Raw genomic sequence first — 16,809 nt, 5'->3', positions numbered from 1 at the left:
CTCCCCGCCCTACGTTATCTATGAGGTTTTAGTCAGAGCCGAGCCTTGATCTGATTCACATAGGTCGTCACCCGGGTGTAAACGCCGTAGGCGTTGGGCTGGGCGCAACCGCTGCCCCAGGAGACGATGCCGACCAGACGGCCATTGATTACCAGCGGGCCGCCGGAATCCGCCTGGCAGGAGTCCTTGCCGCCTTGCGGGTACCCTGCGCACACCATGGAGTCTTGATAGTACCCACCGCCGTAGGCCGAGGAGCAGTCGGAGTTGCTGACGATCGGTACGGTGACTTTGCGGAGTTGATTCTGGTAGTTGCCGGCGCCGCTGCGGGTGTCGCCCCAGCCCAGGACCATGGCCTGGGTGCCGGCCGCGTAGACGGAGGGGTTCGTTTCCATGGTCGCCACTGGCCCGGAGAAGTTCTTGCTGAGCGTCAGAATGGCGAAATCACCCTGGTAGGTGCTGCTTTTGTACCCGGGATTCATCCAGATATTCGTGACCCGCGCGGTATCCGGCCCGCCTGTACGGTTGGCGCTGCCGCCATTGACACTGAAGAAGCTCGTGCTTCTACCGTCTACGCAGTGCGCGGCGGTGAGCACCTTATTCGGTGCGACCAGGGTGCCGCCGCACCAGTTGCCGCCATTGGCCTGGTTCACCGCGACGATGGAAGGGTAATCATTGATGCTGGCGGTCGTCCCGCCGACGATCTCCGGGCTCGGTGGCGAGGCTGAGCCGGCAGCGTTCGCGGCGGTGGCCGCGGGGCCGGCGAAGAGCAGGCTGATCGCCGCCAGTCCGAGTAGGGCTCTGGTGATGCTTCTTTGCATGAGTGATCCTTCCGTGAGGGCAACGTGGTGGGCTACGGGAACGAGCTGTATGGTGCTTGTCCTCAAAAGAATCCGTGCAGAACCTGGAGCCTCACTGGGGTTTCTCTGGAAATCAGCTCCTAAAACGCATAGTTTGTCAGGTGCCGGCGGAGCCTTTGCTGAACGTCAGATCCCGCACCTGCCTGCCGGCAGCCAGTGCTTTGCGTTCGAAGTTCGTCAGAATCCGGCCGTTGAATCTTGGGGCCCAATCGGGGAAGGCGTTCTGCAAGGAAGACGCCGTTCCGATATTGAGGATCTGCGCGGCGTAATGCTCCCAATCGGTGGCGAGCCGCCAGAGGCCTCCGGGCGCCAGCACGCGTGCGGCCAGCTCCGCGAAGTCTGCGGTGAGCAGCCGCCGCTTCTCATGGCGTGCTTTCGGCCAGGGGTCCGGGAAGAACGTCCATAGCTCGGAGACCGAGCCCGCAGGGAGCATGGTGCTGAGCACCTCGGGGGCATTGGCCTGGACGACTCTGAGATTGCGCACATTCTGCGCCGCGGCCCGTTTGATGGTCTGCGCCAGGCCGGGCAGGTAAACCTCCACCGCCAGATAGTCGCGTTCTGGATGCGTCTGGGCGGCGTGAACAATCGCATCACCGAGGCCTGAGCCGATCTCCACCACCAGCTCAGCGCTGCGCCCGAAGGCTGTTACCGCGTCGAAACGGTAGTCCGGATCCACGGAGGTATCCGCTGCGAGCCGGGGTACGTCGATGAGGTAATCGGCGGAGTGGTCCGTCCACGCTTGCTGCCGGGTGCCCTGAAGCCGGTTGCCGCGCCGGACGAAGGAGACCGGCTGTGGGCGGTAGCTGTGCTCTTGCTCTGTCATCATAAAGATTTTACCGTTGCCGGGTCAGCCATCCCAGAACCAGTGCGATGCTCGCCAGCCCGGTGACCGCGAGGGCCAGGCCGTTCCAGCCCGCGCTCTGGAAGACCAGCCCGCAGACCCAGCCGATCACACTGGAACCCGCGTAGTACCCGAGGTTGTACAGCGCCGAGGCCTGAGCCGGCCCGGTGGTGGCGCGTAAGGGCACCCAGCCGGAGGCGATGGCGTGCGCGGCGAAAAAACCAGCGGTCAGAATCACCAGCCCTAGCAGGATCGCCGGGAGCCATTCCAGCATGGTCAGCGCCGTTCCCGCGATCATCACCAGGGTGCTGGCGGCCATAACGGCCCCGCGCCGGAACCGTCCGCTGAGCCCTCCGGCGATCCTGGCCGAGAAGGTCCCGGAGAGGTAGGTCAGGAACAGCAGGCTCGTGATCGTTGCTGGGAGGAAAAAGGGTGCCTCCTCCAGCCGGAAACCGAGGAAGTTGTAGACCGCGACGAACCCGCCCATCAGCAAGAACCCTTGGGCGTAAAGCGCCAGCAGCCCGGGGTTCTGCAGATTGTGCAGTAGCTTGCGGCCCAGCCCTGGCCCGGAGCGGCCGGGCTGGAAGCCCTGTTCGCGCGGGGCGAGCAGAACGAAGCTCAGTGCGGCAGTGACCGCCAGCAGACCTACCAGGAAAACGCCCGCGCGCCAGCCCAGCGCGTCTCCCACCGGCCCGGCGACCACGCGGCCCAGCAGCCCGCCGATAGTGGTGCCGGCAACGTATGTGCCGGCTGCGGCTCCAGCGTGTCTGCGGTCCACTTGCTCGCCCAGATAGGTCAGGGCCAGTGCTGGGATCCCGCCGAGGGCAGCCCCTTTCAGGAACCGCAGGGCGAGCAGCGCCGGCAGCGTGGGCATGAGCGGGGCGATCAGTGCGAGTGAAGTGGCGGCGATCACCACACAGAACATCGTCCGGCGGCGGCCGAACCGGTCCCCGGCAACGGACCAGGGGATCACCGAGGCCGCTATGCCGAGAGTCGCGGCGGAGACGGTCAGTGCTGCGTCTGCGGCACTGACGCCCAGGTCCGCGGCGATAAGCGGCAGGACGCCTTGGACTGAATAGAGCTGGGCGAAAGTTGCTATCCCCGCGCAGGCCAAGGCGATGAGCATCCTGCGGTAAGCACTGCTGCCTCGGGGGTGGCCCACCCAGGAACTGGGCGGCTGGGAAGAGGGCATGGCCCTATCATAGGGACCAACACGGAGGGATCAGTGCGTCGGTGCTCGATTCACCAGCGCGGCGGCTCCGAGGGGTCTTCAGGATCCGCCACGGTCTCCACTTTGATGACCTTGATCTGCTGCGGCTGCTGCTGCCGCTGCTGCCGTCGCCGGATCCAGCGTAGCCGGTGAATCACCACGCCCATCACCATGGCGAGAGCGAACGCCAGCAGCAGCTTGGGCAGCAAAGGCCAGTTCACGAAGGTGAGCAGCACGAAGACCGCGATGAAACCGGCGAATTGCAGGCCGAGATCGGCCCAGTCCACACCCCGACGGCTGTTCGGAGAATTCCTGCTGTACGCTGCCATGGCTGTAGTTTCTGGCCCCCCATCCGGTTCTCAAGTGGTATGCCTCAACGGGCTGTCCGGGTTCATCAGCGAATGCTTCCGACCGTAGCCGAAGTATATCGCTAGACCGATGAGCAGCCAGATGCCGAAGCGCAGCCAGGTATCCGCAGGAAGCTGCAGGATCAGGAAGAGGGAGAAGATCATGCCGATGATGGGTATAACCGGCATGAGCGGCAACCGGAAGGTGCGCGGTGCTTGCGGTTTGGTGTAGCGGAAGACGATCACCGCGATGCACACGACGACGAAGGCGGAGAGGATGCCGATATTCGTCAGTTCCGCGACGAGGCGGATCGGCAGCACCCCGGCGAGCACGGCTGAGCCGATACCGGCTATCCAGGTGACCCGCTGCGGCACTCCGCGGCGGTCCACGTGTGAGAACCAGCGCGGCAGCAGGCCATCGCGGCTCATCGAGAACCACACCCGGGTGACGCCGAGCAGGAAGGTCACCATCACGGTGAGGATGGAGATGATCGCGAAGCCGGAGATGACGGTTGCCACGACCGGCAGGCCGACGCTGGCGAAGGCCGAGGCGAAGCCTGCCGTGGGGTCGATGTCCTGGTAGTTCTGCATGCCGGTCAGCACGAGTGTGGCCGCGACGTAGAGGATCATGGCGATCGCCAGGGAGAGCAGAATGGCTTTAGGCATGTGCTTGGTGCCGTCCTTCGCCTCCTCCGCGGCGGTACTCATGGCGTCGTAGCCAAAGACCGCGAAGAAGACCACGGCGGCTCCGGCGAGAACCGGGCCGAAGCCGTTGGGCATGAAGGGGTTGTAGTTCTCCGGATTGATGAAGAAGACCCCCATGCCGATGATGAACAGGATCAGCAGGATTTTGATACCCACCACGATGAGCTCGAAGCGGCCCAGGGTCTTGGTGCCCCGGCTGAGGATGAAAGCGACCACGAGGCAGATCACGATGGCGGGCAAATTGATGATCCCGCCGTTGTCGAAGGTGTCGGTGAGCTGCGGTGGCAGCTGCATGCCGAGCCCGGCGAGCAGGGCATTGAGATACCCGGAGATCCCGATAGCCACCACCGCCACGATGGCGATGTACTCCAGCAGCAGATCCCATCCGATGAACCATCCGATGAGTTCGCCCAGAGCGACGTACCCGTAGCTGTAGGCCGAGCCGGCGCGCGGGATCATCCCGGCGAATTCGGCGTAGGAGAGCGCTGCCGCGGCAGAGGCCAGGCCTGCGATGAGGAAGGAGAACAGCACCGCGGGGCCCACCGCGGGGTTATCGCTGTCCCCGCTGGCCACTAGCCCGGCGAGGGAGAAGATCCCCACGCCGACGATGCCGCCGACGCCGATGGCGGTGAGCTGCCAGAGCCCGAGGCTCTTGGTGAGGCCACTGTGCTGAGCATCGTCGCGCATCTGCTCAACCGGCTTGCGCCGCCAGATCGAATAGGGGTTAGCCGGCCGCATGTGTTCCTCCTGACTCGTCATTGATGTCCTGCCAGGTAACAGTAACCGGTACTGCCGGTTACTGCCATGCTTATTAATCCGGCTTCAGTCAGCGCGGGTACTGGTTCATGAGCGCCGGTACTGGGGGAGGGTGCCCTGGCTGTTGGGGATGATCTGCTTGCCCAGGGGCATAAGCGACACCGGGATCAGCTTGATATTGGCTATGGCCAGCGGAATGCCGATGATCGTGATCGCCATGGCGATAGCGGTCACGACGTGCCCGATGGCGATCCAGATCCCGGCGACCAGGAGTCAGATGACGTTCCCCAGGGTCGCGAACAGCCCGGTGCCGCCGGGTTTGTCGACGACGACCCGGCCGAAGGGCCAGAGCGCGTAACCGGCGATGCGGAAAGACGCGATGCCCCAGGGGATCGTTACGATCAGGACGAAGCAGATCAACCCGGCGAGTGCGTAGCTCAGGGCCAGCAAGAGCCCGCCGAAGACGAGCCAGATGATGTTCAGAAGAGTCTTCATCTCTCTGAATGTACCGGGTTCTCTGAATCTATTCGGCGCAGCTCGGCGTGCAGGTTGCGCCGGGCGGTGTTTTCCCAGAGGTGCTGGCCGCGCTGGGTCCGGTACAAGGGGGGTCAAGCTCAGCAGGTGCTTCAGCACTGCGCTGCGGCCGGCCCGGAAGTCCCGCTCCGGCACCTGGGCGTAATCCCGGCGGATGGCTATGGCGTACCGGGCGTAGCCCGGCTCGTTGGCACCCAGCACGGATAGATCCGCATCGCAGAGCAGTGCTCCGGAGGTATCGCCGGGCAGTGGGTCATGAGTTTTGGTGAGCAGGATCAGCCGGTGGATCTCTTCGAGTTCGGCGTCCGGGACGATCCCGGCGAGGAGGTCTTCGGCGAGTCGGGCGGATTCTGCTTCATCCTCACCCGGCTGCCCTCGGTAGACCACATCGTGGAACCAGGCGGCGAGCAGGACTTCCCGGGGCGGATCGGCGGCGGGTTCGGCGCAGAGCGAGTCGAGGGCTTCGAGGATTCCGAGCAGATGGGTCGCGGAATGGTAATGCCGGTGCGGTTGGGTCCATCGGCTCAGAAGCTCTGCGCCGACCTCTGGTTCCTGCGGAAGCAGTTTCTCCCAGCGGAGAAGCAGGGCGGTGTGCAGTGATTCCGGGCGTTGCCGTGCCGGAACCCGCAGCCCGCTGCCGATCAGCCGCCGGGTCAGCTCGGCAGCGCTGACCTCCTGCGCCCCAAGGTCGATCAGCTGCTGATAGCGCTGCTGCGGCACATCGTAATGGTCCCGGTCGAAGGCGCGGTCGGAAAGCCCCGCTTTGGCCGCGAAGCTGTGCAATTCGTCAAGTGAATGATCCGATATGAGGTGCGAGAACAGCGTGCCATGGGCGGGCTATAACGGCGGGTCAAGGTATACCGGCATATCTCGAATTCTATTCCGGTTCTCTTTCTCTTCCGGCTCTCTTCCGGTCGCTCAGGCGGGGGTTTCCGGCGCGGCAAACCTTGAATAGTTAACTTGAGTCTAATAGACTCAAGTTAACTATTTGGGGTGGAAGTCAAGCATGAGTCTGCCGGGCGTCCTGAGAAGGGCCCCGGGTGCGGGGACATGGACATATAGGGGAATGTAGGGGAAGGGGACCAGATGGACGCGAAATTCACTACTAAAAGCCAGGAAGCGCTTTCTGCTGCTGCGATGAACGCCTCAACCGCGGGCAATCCGCAGGTTGAACCGGCGCATCTGCTCAAAGCGCTCATGGATCAGCGCGAAAGCGTGGCCGTTGCGCTGCTGAAATCTATCGGCGTCGATCCGGACGCGGTGAGTGTTGCGGCCTCCTCCGCCATCAAATCGCTGCCTTCGAGTTCTGGCAGCTCAGTGGCCCAGGCTCAGTTCTCCCGTGCGGCGCTCCAGGTGATCCAGGCCGCTCAGCACGAGGCGGAATCTATGGGGGACAGCTACGTCTCCACCGAGCACCTGCTCATGGGAATCGCCGCCGGCAATGATCCCTCGGCGCAGATCCTCAAGGATGCCGGGGCCACCTTGGAGGCCATGCGCGCTGCGATCCCGGGCATCCGGGGTGATCGGAAAGTCGACTCCCAGGACCCGGAGGGCACCTTCCAGGCCCTGGAGAAGTACGGCACGGACCTCACCGAAATAGCACGGTCCGGCAAGCTGGATCCGGTGATCGGCCGGGACGGGGAGATCCGTCGCGTGATCCAGGTGCTCTCCCGGCGGACCAAGAACAACCCGGTGCTCATCGGCGAACCCGGTGTCGGCAAGACCGCCGTGGTCGAAGGCCTCGCGCAGCGGATGGTGGACGGGGATGTGCCGGAGAGTCTGCGCGGCAAGACACTCATCTCGCTGGATCTGGGCTCGATGGTCGCCGGGGCCAAATACCGCGGCGAGTTCGAGGAACGGCTCAAAGCGGTGCTGGAAGAGATCAAGAATTCCGATGGGCAGATCGTCACGTTCATCGATGAGATCCACACCGTGGTGGGCGCCGGAGCCTCCGAGGGCGCGATGGACGCCGGCAATATGCTCAAGCCGATGCTGGCCAGGGGCGAGCTCCGGCTGATCGGTGCGACCACCCTGGATGAGTACCGCGAACACATCGAGAAAGACCCAGCCCTGGAACGCCGATTCCAGCAGGTGTATGTCGGCGAGCCGAGCGTCATCGATACCATCGCGATCCTGCGCGGGTTGAAAGAGCGCTACGAAGCGCATCACAAAGTCTCCATCGCGGATTCCGCCCTAGTGGCAGCCGCGACCCTGTCCAACCGCTACATCACCGGTCGCCAGCTGCCGGATAAGGCCATCGACCTGGTGGATGAAGCCGCATCCCGGCTGCGGATGGAAATCGATTCCGCTCCGGAGGAAATCGATCAGCTGCGCCGCGCCGTGGACCGGCTGACCATGGAAGAGCTCGCGCTCAGCGGTGAATCCGATGCCGCTTCTCAGGAGCGCCTGGAAGCTCTGCGCGCTGATATGGCGGATAAAAAAGAAGAACTGGACGCGCTCAATGCCCGTTGGGAGGCCGAGAAGGCCGGGCTCAACCGGGTGGGCGATCTCAAGGCCAGGATCGACGAGCTGCGTTCCATCGCGGAGAAGGCTCAGCGCGAAGGCGACCTGGAGAAGGCCTCGCGGACCCTCTACGGGGAGATCCCCGATCTGGAGGAGCAGCTCGTCGCCGCCCAGCAGGCCGAGGAGTCCATGATCGAAGAGGACGGCGCCGCCAAGCCGGATCTGATGGTCGCCGAAGAAGTCACCGCGGACGATATCGCCGAGGTCATCTCCGCCTGGACCGGCATCCCCGCAGGCAGGCTGCTCCAGGGCGAGAGCCAGAAGCTGCTGCATATGGAAGAGGTCCTGGGGGCCCGCCTCATCGGCCAGGAGCTGGCCGTGCAGACCGTCGCCGATGCGGTGCGCCGGGCCCGCGCCGGAGTCGCCGACCCGAATCGGCCGACCGGTTCGTTCCTGTTTTTAGGGCCGACCGGCGTCGGCAAGACGGAGCTGGCGAAATCCCTCGCCGAATTCCTCTTCGACGATGAGCGCGCCATCATTCGCATCGATATGAGCGAATACTCGGAGAAGCATTCCGTGGCCCGGTTGGTGGGTGCGCCTCCAGGTTATGTCGGGTATGAAGAAGGCGGTCAGCTGACCGAGGCGGTGCGCCGCCGCCCCTATTCGGTGATTCTGCTGGATGAGGTGGAGAAGGCCAATCCCGAGGTCTTCGACATCCTGCTGCAGGTGCTCGACGACGGCCGGCTGACCGATGGGCAGGGCCGCACGGTCGACTTCCGGAATACGATCCTGATCCTGACCTCGAATATGGGCTCGCAGTTCCTGGTGGATCCGACCTTGGATCAGGAGCAGAAGAAAGACTCGGTCATGGCCGTGGTCAATGCCTCGTTCAAACCGGAATTCCTCAACCGACTCGATGACATCGTGATGTTTGAGCCGCTCTCCGTGGACCAGTTGTCGAAGATCGTGGACCTCCAGGTGCACAGTCTCGCGGCGCGGTTGGCCGACCGCAGGCTCGACCTGGAGGTCAGCGATGGTGCCCGGGCCTGGCTGGCGATGACCGGTTATGATCCCGCCTACGGAGCCAGGCCGCTGCGTCGTCTGGTGCAGCGGGAGATCGGGGACCGGCTGGCCAAGGAGCTGCTCGCCGGCGATATCGGCGATGGCGATACTGTGCTCGTCGATACGGCTGCCGATGTCGACGAGCTGGATGGCAGTGGCAAGGGCAAAGAAAGCTCTGGCCTTACCGTCCGGAAACGCTGATAAGCGCTGGGCCGCGCCCGCTAAGAACACAACCCCGATGCGTCCGGGCCGCCCATCGTGCCGGTGGGCGGCCCGGCCGGGGTGCGGGCTCTGATCACCAGTGTGATCTGGGCCGGGTGAGCACGCGAAAACTCAGCAAAGCATGTACCCTAGGTATACGACAGATTTGACCGATAACTCCGGGGCCTTGCCCGTCGTCCGGGCAACCACCTCCGGTATGAGCATACAAAGGGGGTCACGCCATGGGGCGCGGCCGTCAAAAGGCAAAAGCTACTAAGCAGGCTCGGGATATGAAGTACTACTCCCCGAGCACTGACTATTCGGCGTTGGAGCGCGAGCTGCAAGGTCCATCCAGCCCTGCCTCCACGAGCGATCCGACTGATCCGGATTACGCCGATTATTCGGACTACGTCGATAAATACGACGAGCTCGAAAGCGATGACGAGGTTGAGAACCGCCGGATCGGCTGATCCGGTCGGCTAACCCTTCGCTGGTTCTGTCGCCCTTCCGGTGATCCGCGCTCGCGCCTAACCACTATGCCAGAGACTTAGGCGTAACGCCCCATGAGCTGTACCGCGCCGCCGTCGACGCCTTTAGCGCCCTGGACATAATCGGCGCTCGGCGCGCTCGGCTCCGCTGCATGGCTGACCTCGCCGATGACCCAGGCCGGTACTCGGCGTTCGGCCAACCGTGCGACCACGGCGTCTGCGGCTTCCGGGCTGACGATGGCGATCATGCCGACCCCCAGATTGAGCGTGCGCTCCAGATCCGCTAGGGGGACGTTCCCCAGCTCAGCGACCAGCTGGAAGATCGCCGGCAGCTCCCAGGTGCTGCGATCCACCGTGGCGGTTAGCCCGCGCGGCAGAACCCGGGCCAGATTAGCGGCCAGGCCACCACCGGTGACGTGGCTGAAACCCCGCACCGCGCGTTCTGAATCGACGGGGAAGGCCCGGGTGAGGTCCAGGCAGTCAGCAGCATAAACCCGGGTCGGTTCGAGCAGTTCCTCGCCCAGGGTGCGCCCCAGTTCACTGACCTGACGGTCCAGCGCCCAGCCCGCATGATGGATCACCTGACGGACCAGGGAGTAGCCGTTGGAGTGCAGGCCGGAGGAAGCCATGGCGATCACGATATCGCCGGCTTTGACGCGCTCCGGGCCGAGCAGCCGATCGGCCTCGACGACGCCGGTGGCGGCACCGGCGACATCGTATTCGGAGGGCGTCAGCAATCCGGGGTGCTCTGCGGTCTCACCGCCGACCAGTGCGGTGCCGGCCTGTGCGCAGGCCGCAGCTGTGCCCCGGACGATATCGGCGATCCGCTCCGGGACGACCTTCCCGCAGGCGATGTAATCGGTCATGAAAAGCGGCTCAGCGCCGACGACCACGATGTCATCGACGACCATGCCGACCAGGTCGAAACCGATCGTATCGTGGATGTCCATCGCCTGCGCGATGGCTACTTTCGTGCCCACGCCGTCGGTCGAGGTCGCCAGCAGTGGCCGCTCATACCGCAGCAGCGCGGAGGCATCGTAAAGCCCCGCGAAACCGCCTACCCCGCCCATGACCTGAGGGCCATGAGTGGCGCGGACAGCTTCTTTCATCAGCTCGACGGCGCGGTCACCGGCTTCGACGTCCACTCCCGCACTGGCGTACGTGATCGCTTCACTCATACTTTTTCTCTCCGATGCGAAGTGGACTCTTCCATTAAGCTCTCCAGCTCTGCCCCGGGGCCCGGATCGCAGCCCGAAGCGCCCGGGCGCTCCAGCAGATTCTTCCCCAACCGGTCCGCGGCGGGCAGCTCGATCGGATACTGGCCGGTGAAGCACGCGGTGCAGAGCCGCTCCCGCGGCTGCTCCGTGGCATCGATCATGCCCTGTTCGGAGATGTAGCTGAGCGAATCAGCGCCGATGGACGCCGCGATCTCATCGACGGCTGCGCCATTGGCGATCAATTCCGCGCGGGAGGCGAAGTCGATTCCGTAAAAACAAGGCCAGCGCACCGGCGGCGAGGAGATCTTGACGTGCACTTCTTTCGCCCCGGCCTCGCGGAGCATTCGCACTACGGCCCGTTGCGTGTTGCCGCGGACGATGGAGTCATCGATCACCACCAGTCGCTTCCCGCGGATCACCGACTCTAGCGCATTGAGCTTGAGCCTGATGCCCAGCTGGCGCAGCGTCTCCGACGGCTGGATGAACGTTCGGCCCACATAGGCGTTCTTCACGAAGCCGTGCGCGAAGGGGATCCCGGATTCCTCCGCGTAACCGACCGCGGCCGGGGTTCCGGATTCGGGCACGGGGATCACGATATCGGCGCTGATCGTGTTCTCCCGAGCGAGCTGCCGGCCCATCTCCACTCGGGATTCGTAGACGGATCGGCCGGAGATCGTGGCATCGGGCCGGGCGAGGTAGACGTATTCGAAAACGCAGCCGGTGGGCGTCGCCTGGGCGAAGCGCTGACTGCGCACACCGGCTTCATCGATCGCGATGAACTCACCGGGCTCGATCTCCCGGATATAGCTGGCACCGACGGTGGCCAGGGCGGCGCTCTCCGAGGCGACGACCCAGCCTCGCTCCAGCCTGCCCAGCACCAGGGGACGGACGCCGTGCGAGTCTCGGGCAGCGTAGAGGGTTCCTTCGTTCATGAAGACGAAGCAGAAGGCCCCTTTGATCCGTGGCAGGAGATTCATGGCGGTGGCTTCAAGGCTTTCACCTTCGCTGCCTTGCAGTAGGGTGGTCACCAGCGCGGTATCCGAGGTGTTGCCCTGCGCCATCTCTCCACTACGGGGGCGGCCGTAACGCTCCAGCACCAGATCCCGCAGCTCTGCGGTATTGGTCAGATTCCCGTTATGCGCCAAGGCCACAGTGCCGGTGCGGGTGGCACCCAGGGTCGGCTGGGCGTTCGCCCAGGTCGACGACCCGGTGGTGGAGTAGCGGCAGTGCCCCACCGCGATATGGCCGCCGAGAGTGTTGAGTGTGGATTCGTCGAAGACCTGGGAGACCAGGCCCATATCCTTGTATACGTTGATTCGCTGACCATCGCTGGTCGCTATACCAGCCGATTCCTGGCCCCGGTGCTGCAGAGCATACAGCCCGTAATAGGTGAGCTTGGCGACTTCTTCGCCAGGGGCCCATACCCCGAAGACCCCGCATGCATCCTGGGGGTCCTTTTCGCCGGGGAGCAGATCGTGGGAGAGAGTGCCGTCGCCGCGTGCCACTACCCCATTCTACGTCATACCGGCCGGATGCCTGCTAGTCGGTATCTGCTCCTGCTACGTCCTCCGCCGGCTCCACTCTGGCCAGGCGGCTCCGCCGCCGTCCGAGCCAGTCCACGAGCAGAGCCGCCGCGCCGCCGAGGGTCAGCCCGAACACCATGAAGACGACGGCGAAGAAGCCAAACAGTGTGCTTCTGTCATATTCAGAGTCCGGTGGCACGAAGGTCGCGACCAGAGCGGCGATAACCCCCAGTGCTAATCCTGCGATCAGGAAGGGCACGTACCGTGGTGCGGTGCGCACACGGACCTCTGAAATATCTTGGGCGGGTTCGGTCATCTCTCTAGTTTACGTCTCGTTTGCTTCCCGCCGGCTGCCCATTGAGTCCGGCGACCATAAAGGAAGCCATTCGCTCAGATCGGCGCGAGTGCCGGAGGCCGTGATCCGGCCCTGGTCCAGGCTCTGCCTCCAGGATCGCAGCCCGATCACCATCGCCAGCCAGGTTTCGGCATCCGTCTCCACGATATTCGGCGGTGTGCCCCGGGTGTGCCGGGGGCCGGGAATGCATTGGGCAACACCGTAGGGTGGCACGCGGACTTCCACCGAATTGCCCGGTGTGCGTTCCGCCAGTTCCGTCAGGGCGTAGCGCACGGCCGTTGCCAGGGTCTGCCGATCCCGAGCGCCACCCTGCCAGGCCTGCAGAGCCTCCGCTCCTTGCTGCGGGTCGATTCTCCGCCGGGCGGGCATCAGAAGTTTCTCTGCTGATTCTCTAGCGGTCCAGCAGTGCGGAGACCGCGGGGGCGAGGCGCAGCTGGCCGACCGTCATATCGCCGCCGATGATCGGATCGACGATCTTGGGCAGGGTCGCGGCCACAGCATCGGCCGAGACGGCCTCCGCGGCGGCGAGCATCGTGAGGCCGACCAGGCTCGCCGCCCGGGCGGACCCGTCGAGGATCTTGATTGCCACACCCACGCCGCTGGGGGTGGCCAGGCAGAGCACTCCTTCGGCCCCCAGCTTCGCGATCACGCCGAGTTCTTCCATCACCACGGTATTGGGCTTGCTGACTCCCTCGACGGCCCAGGGGTAATCGAGCATTGCGGTGGCGATGGTCGCGGCCCTGGCATTGGCGTTCTTGTCGGTGGCCGAGCGCCCCAGGCGGCCATAGGCGCGAGCCAGGCCGATGAGCGAGAGTGCGGAAACCGGGGCTCCGCAGCCATCAGTGCCCATCTGCACTGGCCGCTCCCCGGTGTACTCCTCGATAGCTGCCTGAGCCAGTTTCTGCACCGGGTGCTCTGGGTTCAGGTAGGTTCCGGTATCCCAAGAATTCTCGGTGCAGGCCCAGAGGAAGGCGGCGTGCTTCCCGGAGCAGTTCATCGCCAGCGGAGTCTTATCCCGTTCGGTGCGCAGCATCCACCGGTAAGCCTCGGTGTCCTGCGGCCAAGCCGGCGGGCAGAGCAGATATCGCTCGTCCAGGCCGGCCTTCTCCAGCATCGTGCTGATCAGATCCGTATGTGCCAGGGATCCTGTATGGCTGCCAGCCGCGATGGCTGCCTCTGCACCGCGCAGCGGTACCCCCGCCTGCATCGATCCGAGCGCCTGGAACGGCTTCAAGGTGGAGCGGGCGAAAACCGGTGCGTCCGGATCGCCGAGGGAAATCACCACCGAGCCGTCATTGGCAGTCAGCACCGCGGAGCCGATATGCCGGGATTCAACGAATCCGCTGCGTTCGACAGCAGCGAGTTCTACAGCGTCCTGGGCCAGAAAAGTGTTGAGCACATTCTTCAGTATCGCTGATTCGCGGCGATATTTCCGTTTAGGCCGCGGCCTGCCGTCAGTTATTTGCGCTACATCTGTTCTTCGGACTAGATAGGCTAAGCGCGTGAAGGTTCTTGTTATCGGCTCCGGAGGCCGGGAGCACGCCATTGTCAGGGCCCTGCTTTCGGATTCCTCCGTCCATGAGCTCCATGCCGCCCCGGGGAACGCCGGGATCGACGGCCTCATCCCGACGCATCAGATCGATCCGCAGGATCCGGCAGAGGTCACGGAGCTGGCTCGCAGGCTGGATTCGGATCTCGTGGTGATCGGCCCGGAGGCACCGCTCATCAGCGGTGTTTCCGATGCGCTCCGCGAGGCCGGGTTCCCCGTTTTCGGTCCCTCCAGGGAAGCCGCTGCTTTAGAGGGTTCTAAAGCTTTCGCCAAAGGGATCATGGCTGAAGCCTCGGTGCCCACGGCCATGGCTAAAGTGGCCTCGGACATTATGGAGGCCGGTGAGGCGCTGGATGCCCTGGGGGCACCATACGTGGTGAAAGACGACGGGCTCGCAGCGGGCAAGGGCGTTGTTGTCACCCGGGATCGGGACTACGCGCTCGCACACGCCCAGGCCTGCTTCGACGGCGGCGGTCAGGTGCTCATCGAAGAGTTCCTGGACGGCCCCGAAGTCTCGCTCTTCGTGATCTGTGACGGCAGCACCGTGGTGCCGCTGGCTCCGGCGCAGGATTTCAAACGGATCTTCGACGGGGATGAAGGCCCCAACACCGGCGGCATGGGTGCTTATTCGCCGCTGGAATGGATTCCTGAGGGCCTGGTTCAAGAAGTGATCGACCGGGTGGCGCAGCCGGTGGTCGATCAGATGGCGCATCACGGGACGCCTTTCATCGGGGTGCTCTACTGCGGTTTGGCACTGACCTCGAGGGGCATCCGGGTCATCGAGTTCAACGCCCGGTTCGGGGATCCGGAAACCCAGGCAGTGCTGGCGCGTTTGCGTACACCTTTGGGCGCCCTGCTGATGGCCTCGGCAAAGGGCCAGCTGGCTGAAGTGGGGCCGGTGCGCTGGGCTCCGGAGACCGCGGTGGCCGTGGTGCTGGCAGCCGAAGGCTACCCGGAACGTCCGCGTACGGGGGACCGGCTGCGTGGTGTGCGCAAAGCAGAGCAGCTCGAGGGCGTCAAAGTCCTACAAGCCGGTACGTCCCTGGACGAACAGGGCAAGCTCGTGAGTTCCGGTGGCCGGGTACTCAGCGTGGTCGGGCTGGGGACGGATCTGGTGGACGCCAGGGAGCGCGCTTACGCCGGAATCGAACTGATCGAATTGGACGGCTCGCAGTACCGGCGGGATATCGCGGCGAAAGCAGCGTGGGGGACCATCGACGTCCCGGCTGCTTCAGCGCGGCCGGAGAACCGCGGATGAACCAGTCCCTTCCCGGCGCGCCCCCGGCCCTTGAGGGCTGGCGGCATGTCTACTCCGGCAAAGTCCGTGAGCTCTACGTGCCCGAGCCGGCTGATGGCCCGGAGGGGTCTGAGGGAACTGCCGAGCGAGTCCTGGTCCTGGCCAGTGACCGGATTAGCGCCTATGACCATATTCTGCGCACCGAGATTCCGGATAAAGGCGCGGTGCTAACCCAGCTGAGCCTTTGGTGGTTCGAGCAGCTGGCCGAACTGACCGGGATTCCCAGCCACGTTCTCGGTACCAACCCGGGGCAGGGAGTGCCGGCCGAGGTCGCCGGCCGGGCCATGGTGTGCCAGCGGCTGGAGATGTTCCCGGTGGAATGCATCATCCGGGGTTATCTGACCGGTTCCGGGCTAGTGGAGTACCAGGCCGCCGGGACGGTCAGCGGGATACCGCTCGACCCGGGTTATGTTGACGGCTCACGTCTGCCGGAGGCGATCTTCACGCCATCGGCCAAAGCCGAAGTCGGCGAGCACGATGAGAACATCGACTTCGCCACGATGGCCGCCACCGTGGGGCAGGGGCGGGCGGAAGAACTGCGCGAAGCGAGCCTGGCGATCTACCGGGCCGCCGAGGTTGTTGCGCGGGAGCGAGGCATTATTCTGGCGGACACCAAGCTCGAGTTCGGCCTCTCCGCGAGCGGGCTGCTGACCCTGGGCGATGAAGTGCTCACCCCGGATTCTTCGCGCTTCTGGGATGCCGAGGCCTGGGCTCCGGGCCAGGCACAGCCAAGCTTCGATAAACAGTATGTGCGGGACTGGCTGGTCTCCGATGAAGCAGCCTGGGACCGTGCTGGCGGGCAGGAGCCCCCTGCCCTGCCCGAGCACATCGTGGAGCGCACCCGGCAACGTTATATCGATGCTTATGAACGCCTGGCCGGTGAGGTATTCCAAAGAGTGAATTGCTGAGTGATGAACCAGGATCATCAGGACGGTAGGCGATTCTGGGATGTTTTGTTTGAGCGCGTACAACGTTTCGGCTCTAAGCCTCCATTCATTTTTTTGGTGATCGTTGCAGGTTTGTTCGCGGTCACGATTCAGCTGACTCCGTTTTTGTCTGACCCGGACCGGAGCCTTGCCTCGAAACTAGGTGCGATTGCTGGCCAGTGGGATGGGTCTGCCCCGGGTTTGGTTGACAGTTGGGGTTTGGGGTGATCAGGCCGCTTTCGCGTCCGTGTAGATCGTCTCAAACTCTACGGGAGTGAGTTTGCCGAGGCCGCGTTGCCGGCGTCTTCGGTTGTACTTCGTTTCGATCCAGGAAACGATCGGGAGGCGGAGGTCAGCGCGAGTGTTCCAGCATCTCGTGTTGAGCACGTTCTTCTGAAGCAGGCTGAAGAAACTCTCCATGCTCGCGTTATCGCCAGCTCCGTAGGACCGGCCCATGGAGCCGATAAGGCCGTTGTTC

The 16,809-nt window shown here is 64.2% G+C and carries 15 protein-coding genes and 2 pseudogenes; 4 read left to right on the top strand and 13 right to left on the bottom strand.

Annotation, left to right across the window (positions count from 1 at the left end):
* Positions 1-32 precede the first annotated feature (32 nt).
* From C501_RS0108735 to C501_RS14875, 7 genes and pseudogenes are all read right to left on the bottom strand, one after another.
* A complete protein-coding gene (locus C501_RS0108735) occupies positions 33-818 on the bottom strand; it encodes a S1 family serine peptidase (protein WP_018135245.1) in 786 nt (261 codons plus the stop codon).
* Positions 819-954: 136 nt separating this feature from the next.
* The gene (trmB, locus tag C501_RS0108730; RefSeq protein ID WP_018135244.1) at positions 955-1,683 is read right to left on the bottom strand and encodes a tRNA (guanosine(46)-N7)-methyltransferase TrmB; all 729 of its coding nucleotides are present in this window, start codon (positions 1,681-1,683) and stop codon (positions 955-957) included.
* Between the two features lie 7 nt (positions 1,684-1,690).
* Positions 1,691-2,890 (bottom strand): MFS transporter, encoded by a 1,200-nt coding sequence (locus tag C501_RS0108725; RefSeq protein WP_026174768.1) that lies wholly within the window; start codon positions 2,888-2,890, stop codon positions 1,691-1,693.
* A 50-nt stretch (positions 2,891-2,940) separates the two neighbouring features.
* On the bottom strand, positions 2,941-3,237 hold the full coding sequence (locus tag C501_RS0108720) for a hypothetical protein (RefSeq protein ID WP_156807706.1): 297 nt from the start codon (positions 3,235-3,237) through the stop codon (positions 2,941-2,943).
* 30 nt (positions 3,238-3,267) lie between these two features.
* Complete coding sequence (locus tag C501_RS0108715) at positions 3,268-4,698, bottom strand: APC family permease (RefSeq protein ID WP_018135241.1); 1,431 nt, start codon at positions 4,696-4,698, stop codon at positions 3,268-3,270.
* Positions 4,699-4,803: 105 nt separating this feature from the next.
* Positions 4,804-5,211: pseudogene (locus tag C501_RS12945) on the bottom strand (YccF domain-containing protein).
* 741 nt (positions 5,212-5,952) lie between these two features.
* A pseudogene (locus tag C501_RS14875) lies at positions 5,953-6,033 on the bottom strand (DUF4031 domain-containing protein); the annotation flags it as partial.
* Between the two features lie 303 nt (positions 6,034-6,336).
* On the opposite strand from C501_RS14875, the gene clpB reads away from it, so the two are divergent.
* Positions 6,337-8,976 carry an ATP-dependent chaperone ClpB gene (gene clpB / locus C501_RS0108695; RefSeq protein ID WP_018135239.1) on the top strand — a complete coding sequence of 880 codons (2,640 nt, stop codon included), beginning with the start codon at positions 6,337-6,339 and terminating at the stop codon, positions 8,974-8,976.
* A gap of 242 nt (positions 8,977-9,218) precedes the next feature.
* On the top strand, positions 9,219-9,446 hold the full coding sequence (locus C501_RS0108690) for a DUF3073 domain-containing protein (RefSeq protein WP_026174766.1): 228 nt from the start codon (positions 9,219-9,221) through the stop codon (positions 9,444-9,446).
* Positions 9,447-9,523: 77 nt separating this feature from the next.
* Here C501_RS0108690 and purM read toward each other — a convergent pair whose 3' ends face one another.
* Genes purM through C501_RS0108665 form a run of 5 tightly spaced genes read right to left on the bottom strand, consistent with a single transcriptional unit; the run spans position 9,524 to position 13,970 of the window.
* A complete protein-coding gene (purM, locus tag C501_RS0108685) occupies positions 9,524-10,642 on the bottom strand; it encodes a phosphoribosylformylglycinamidine cyclo-ligase (protein ID WP_018135237.1) in 1,119 nt (372 codons plus the stop codon).
* Complete coding sequence (purF, locus tag C501_RS0108680) at positions 10,639-12,186, bottom strand: amidophosphoribosyltransferase (RefSeq protein ID WP_018135236.1); 1,548 nt, start codon at positions 12,184-12,186, stop codon at positions 10,639-10,641. The genes purM and purF overlap by 4 nt, the downstream gene beginning before the upstream one ends.
* A 34-nt stretch (positions 12,187-12,220) precedes the next feature.
* Positions 12,221-12,520 carry a hypothetical protein gene (locus tag C501_RS0108675; protein WP_018135235.1) on the bottom strand — a complete coding sequence of 100 codons (300 nt, stop codon included), beginning with the start codon at positions 12,518-12,520 and terminating at the stop codon, positions 12,221-12,223.
* A gap of 9 nt (positions 12,521-12,529) precedes the next feature.
* On the bottom strand, positions 12,530-12,928 hold the full coding sequence (locus C501_RS0108670) for a sterol carrier family protein (protein ID WP_018135234.1): 399 nt from the start codon (positions 12,926-12,928) through the stop codon (positions 12,530-12,532).
* A 22-nt stretch (positions 12,929-12,950) separates the two neighbouring features.
* Positions 12,951-13,970, bottom strand: a complete 1,020-nt coding sequence (locus C501_RS0108665) for an asparaginase (protein ID WP_051064515.1) — start codon at positions 13,968-13,970, stop codon at positions 12,951-12,953.
* A 91-nt stretch (positions 13,971-14,061) separates the two neighbouring features.
* On the opposite strand from C501_RS0108665, the gene purD reads away from it, so the two are divergent.
* Together purD and C501_RS0108655 are read left to right on the top strand one after the other, a co-directional pair.
* The gene (gene purD, locus C501_RS0108660) at positions 14,062-15,366 is read left to right on the top strand and encodes a phosphoribosylamine--glycine ligase (RefSeq protein ID WP_018135232.1); all 1,305 of its coding nucleotides are present in this window, start codon (positions 14,062-14,064) and stop codon (positions 15,364-15,366) included.
* Complete coding sequence (locus C501_RS0108655; RefSeq protein WP_018135231.1) at positions 15,363-16,313, top strand: phosphoribosylaminoimidazolesuccinocarboxamide synthase; 951 nt, start codon at positions 15,363-15,365, stop codon at positions 16,311-16,313. The genes purD and C501_RS0108655 overlap by 4 nt, the downstream gene beginning before the upstream one ends.
* A 246-nt stretch (positions 16,314-16,559) precedes the next feature.
* Here the strand turns inward: C501_RS0108655 and C501_RS0108645 are convergent.
* The coding region (locus C501_RS0108645; protein ID WP_018135229.1) for an integrase core domain-containing protein at positions 16,560-16,809 on the bottom strand (250 nt) is incomplete at its 5' end.

The sequence above is a fragment of the Acaricomes phytoseiuli DSM 14247 genome, assembly GCF_000376245.1.
In the GTDB taxonomy this organism is placed as follows: Bacteria; Actinomycetota; Actinomycetes; order Actinomycetales; family Micrococcaceae; genus Renibacterium; species Renibacterium phytoseiuli.
This window is presented reverse-complemented; position numbering and strand designations above follow the sequence as displayed.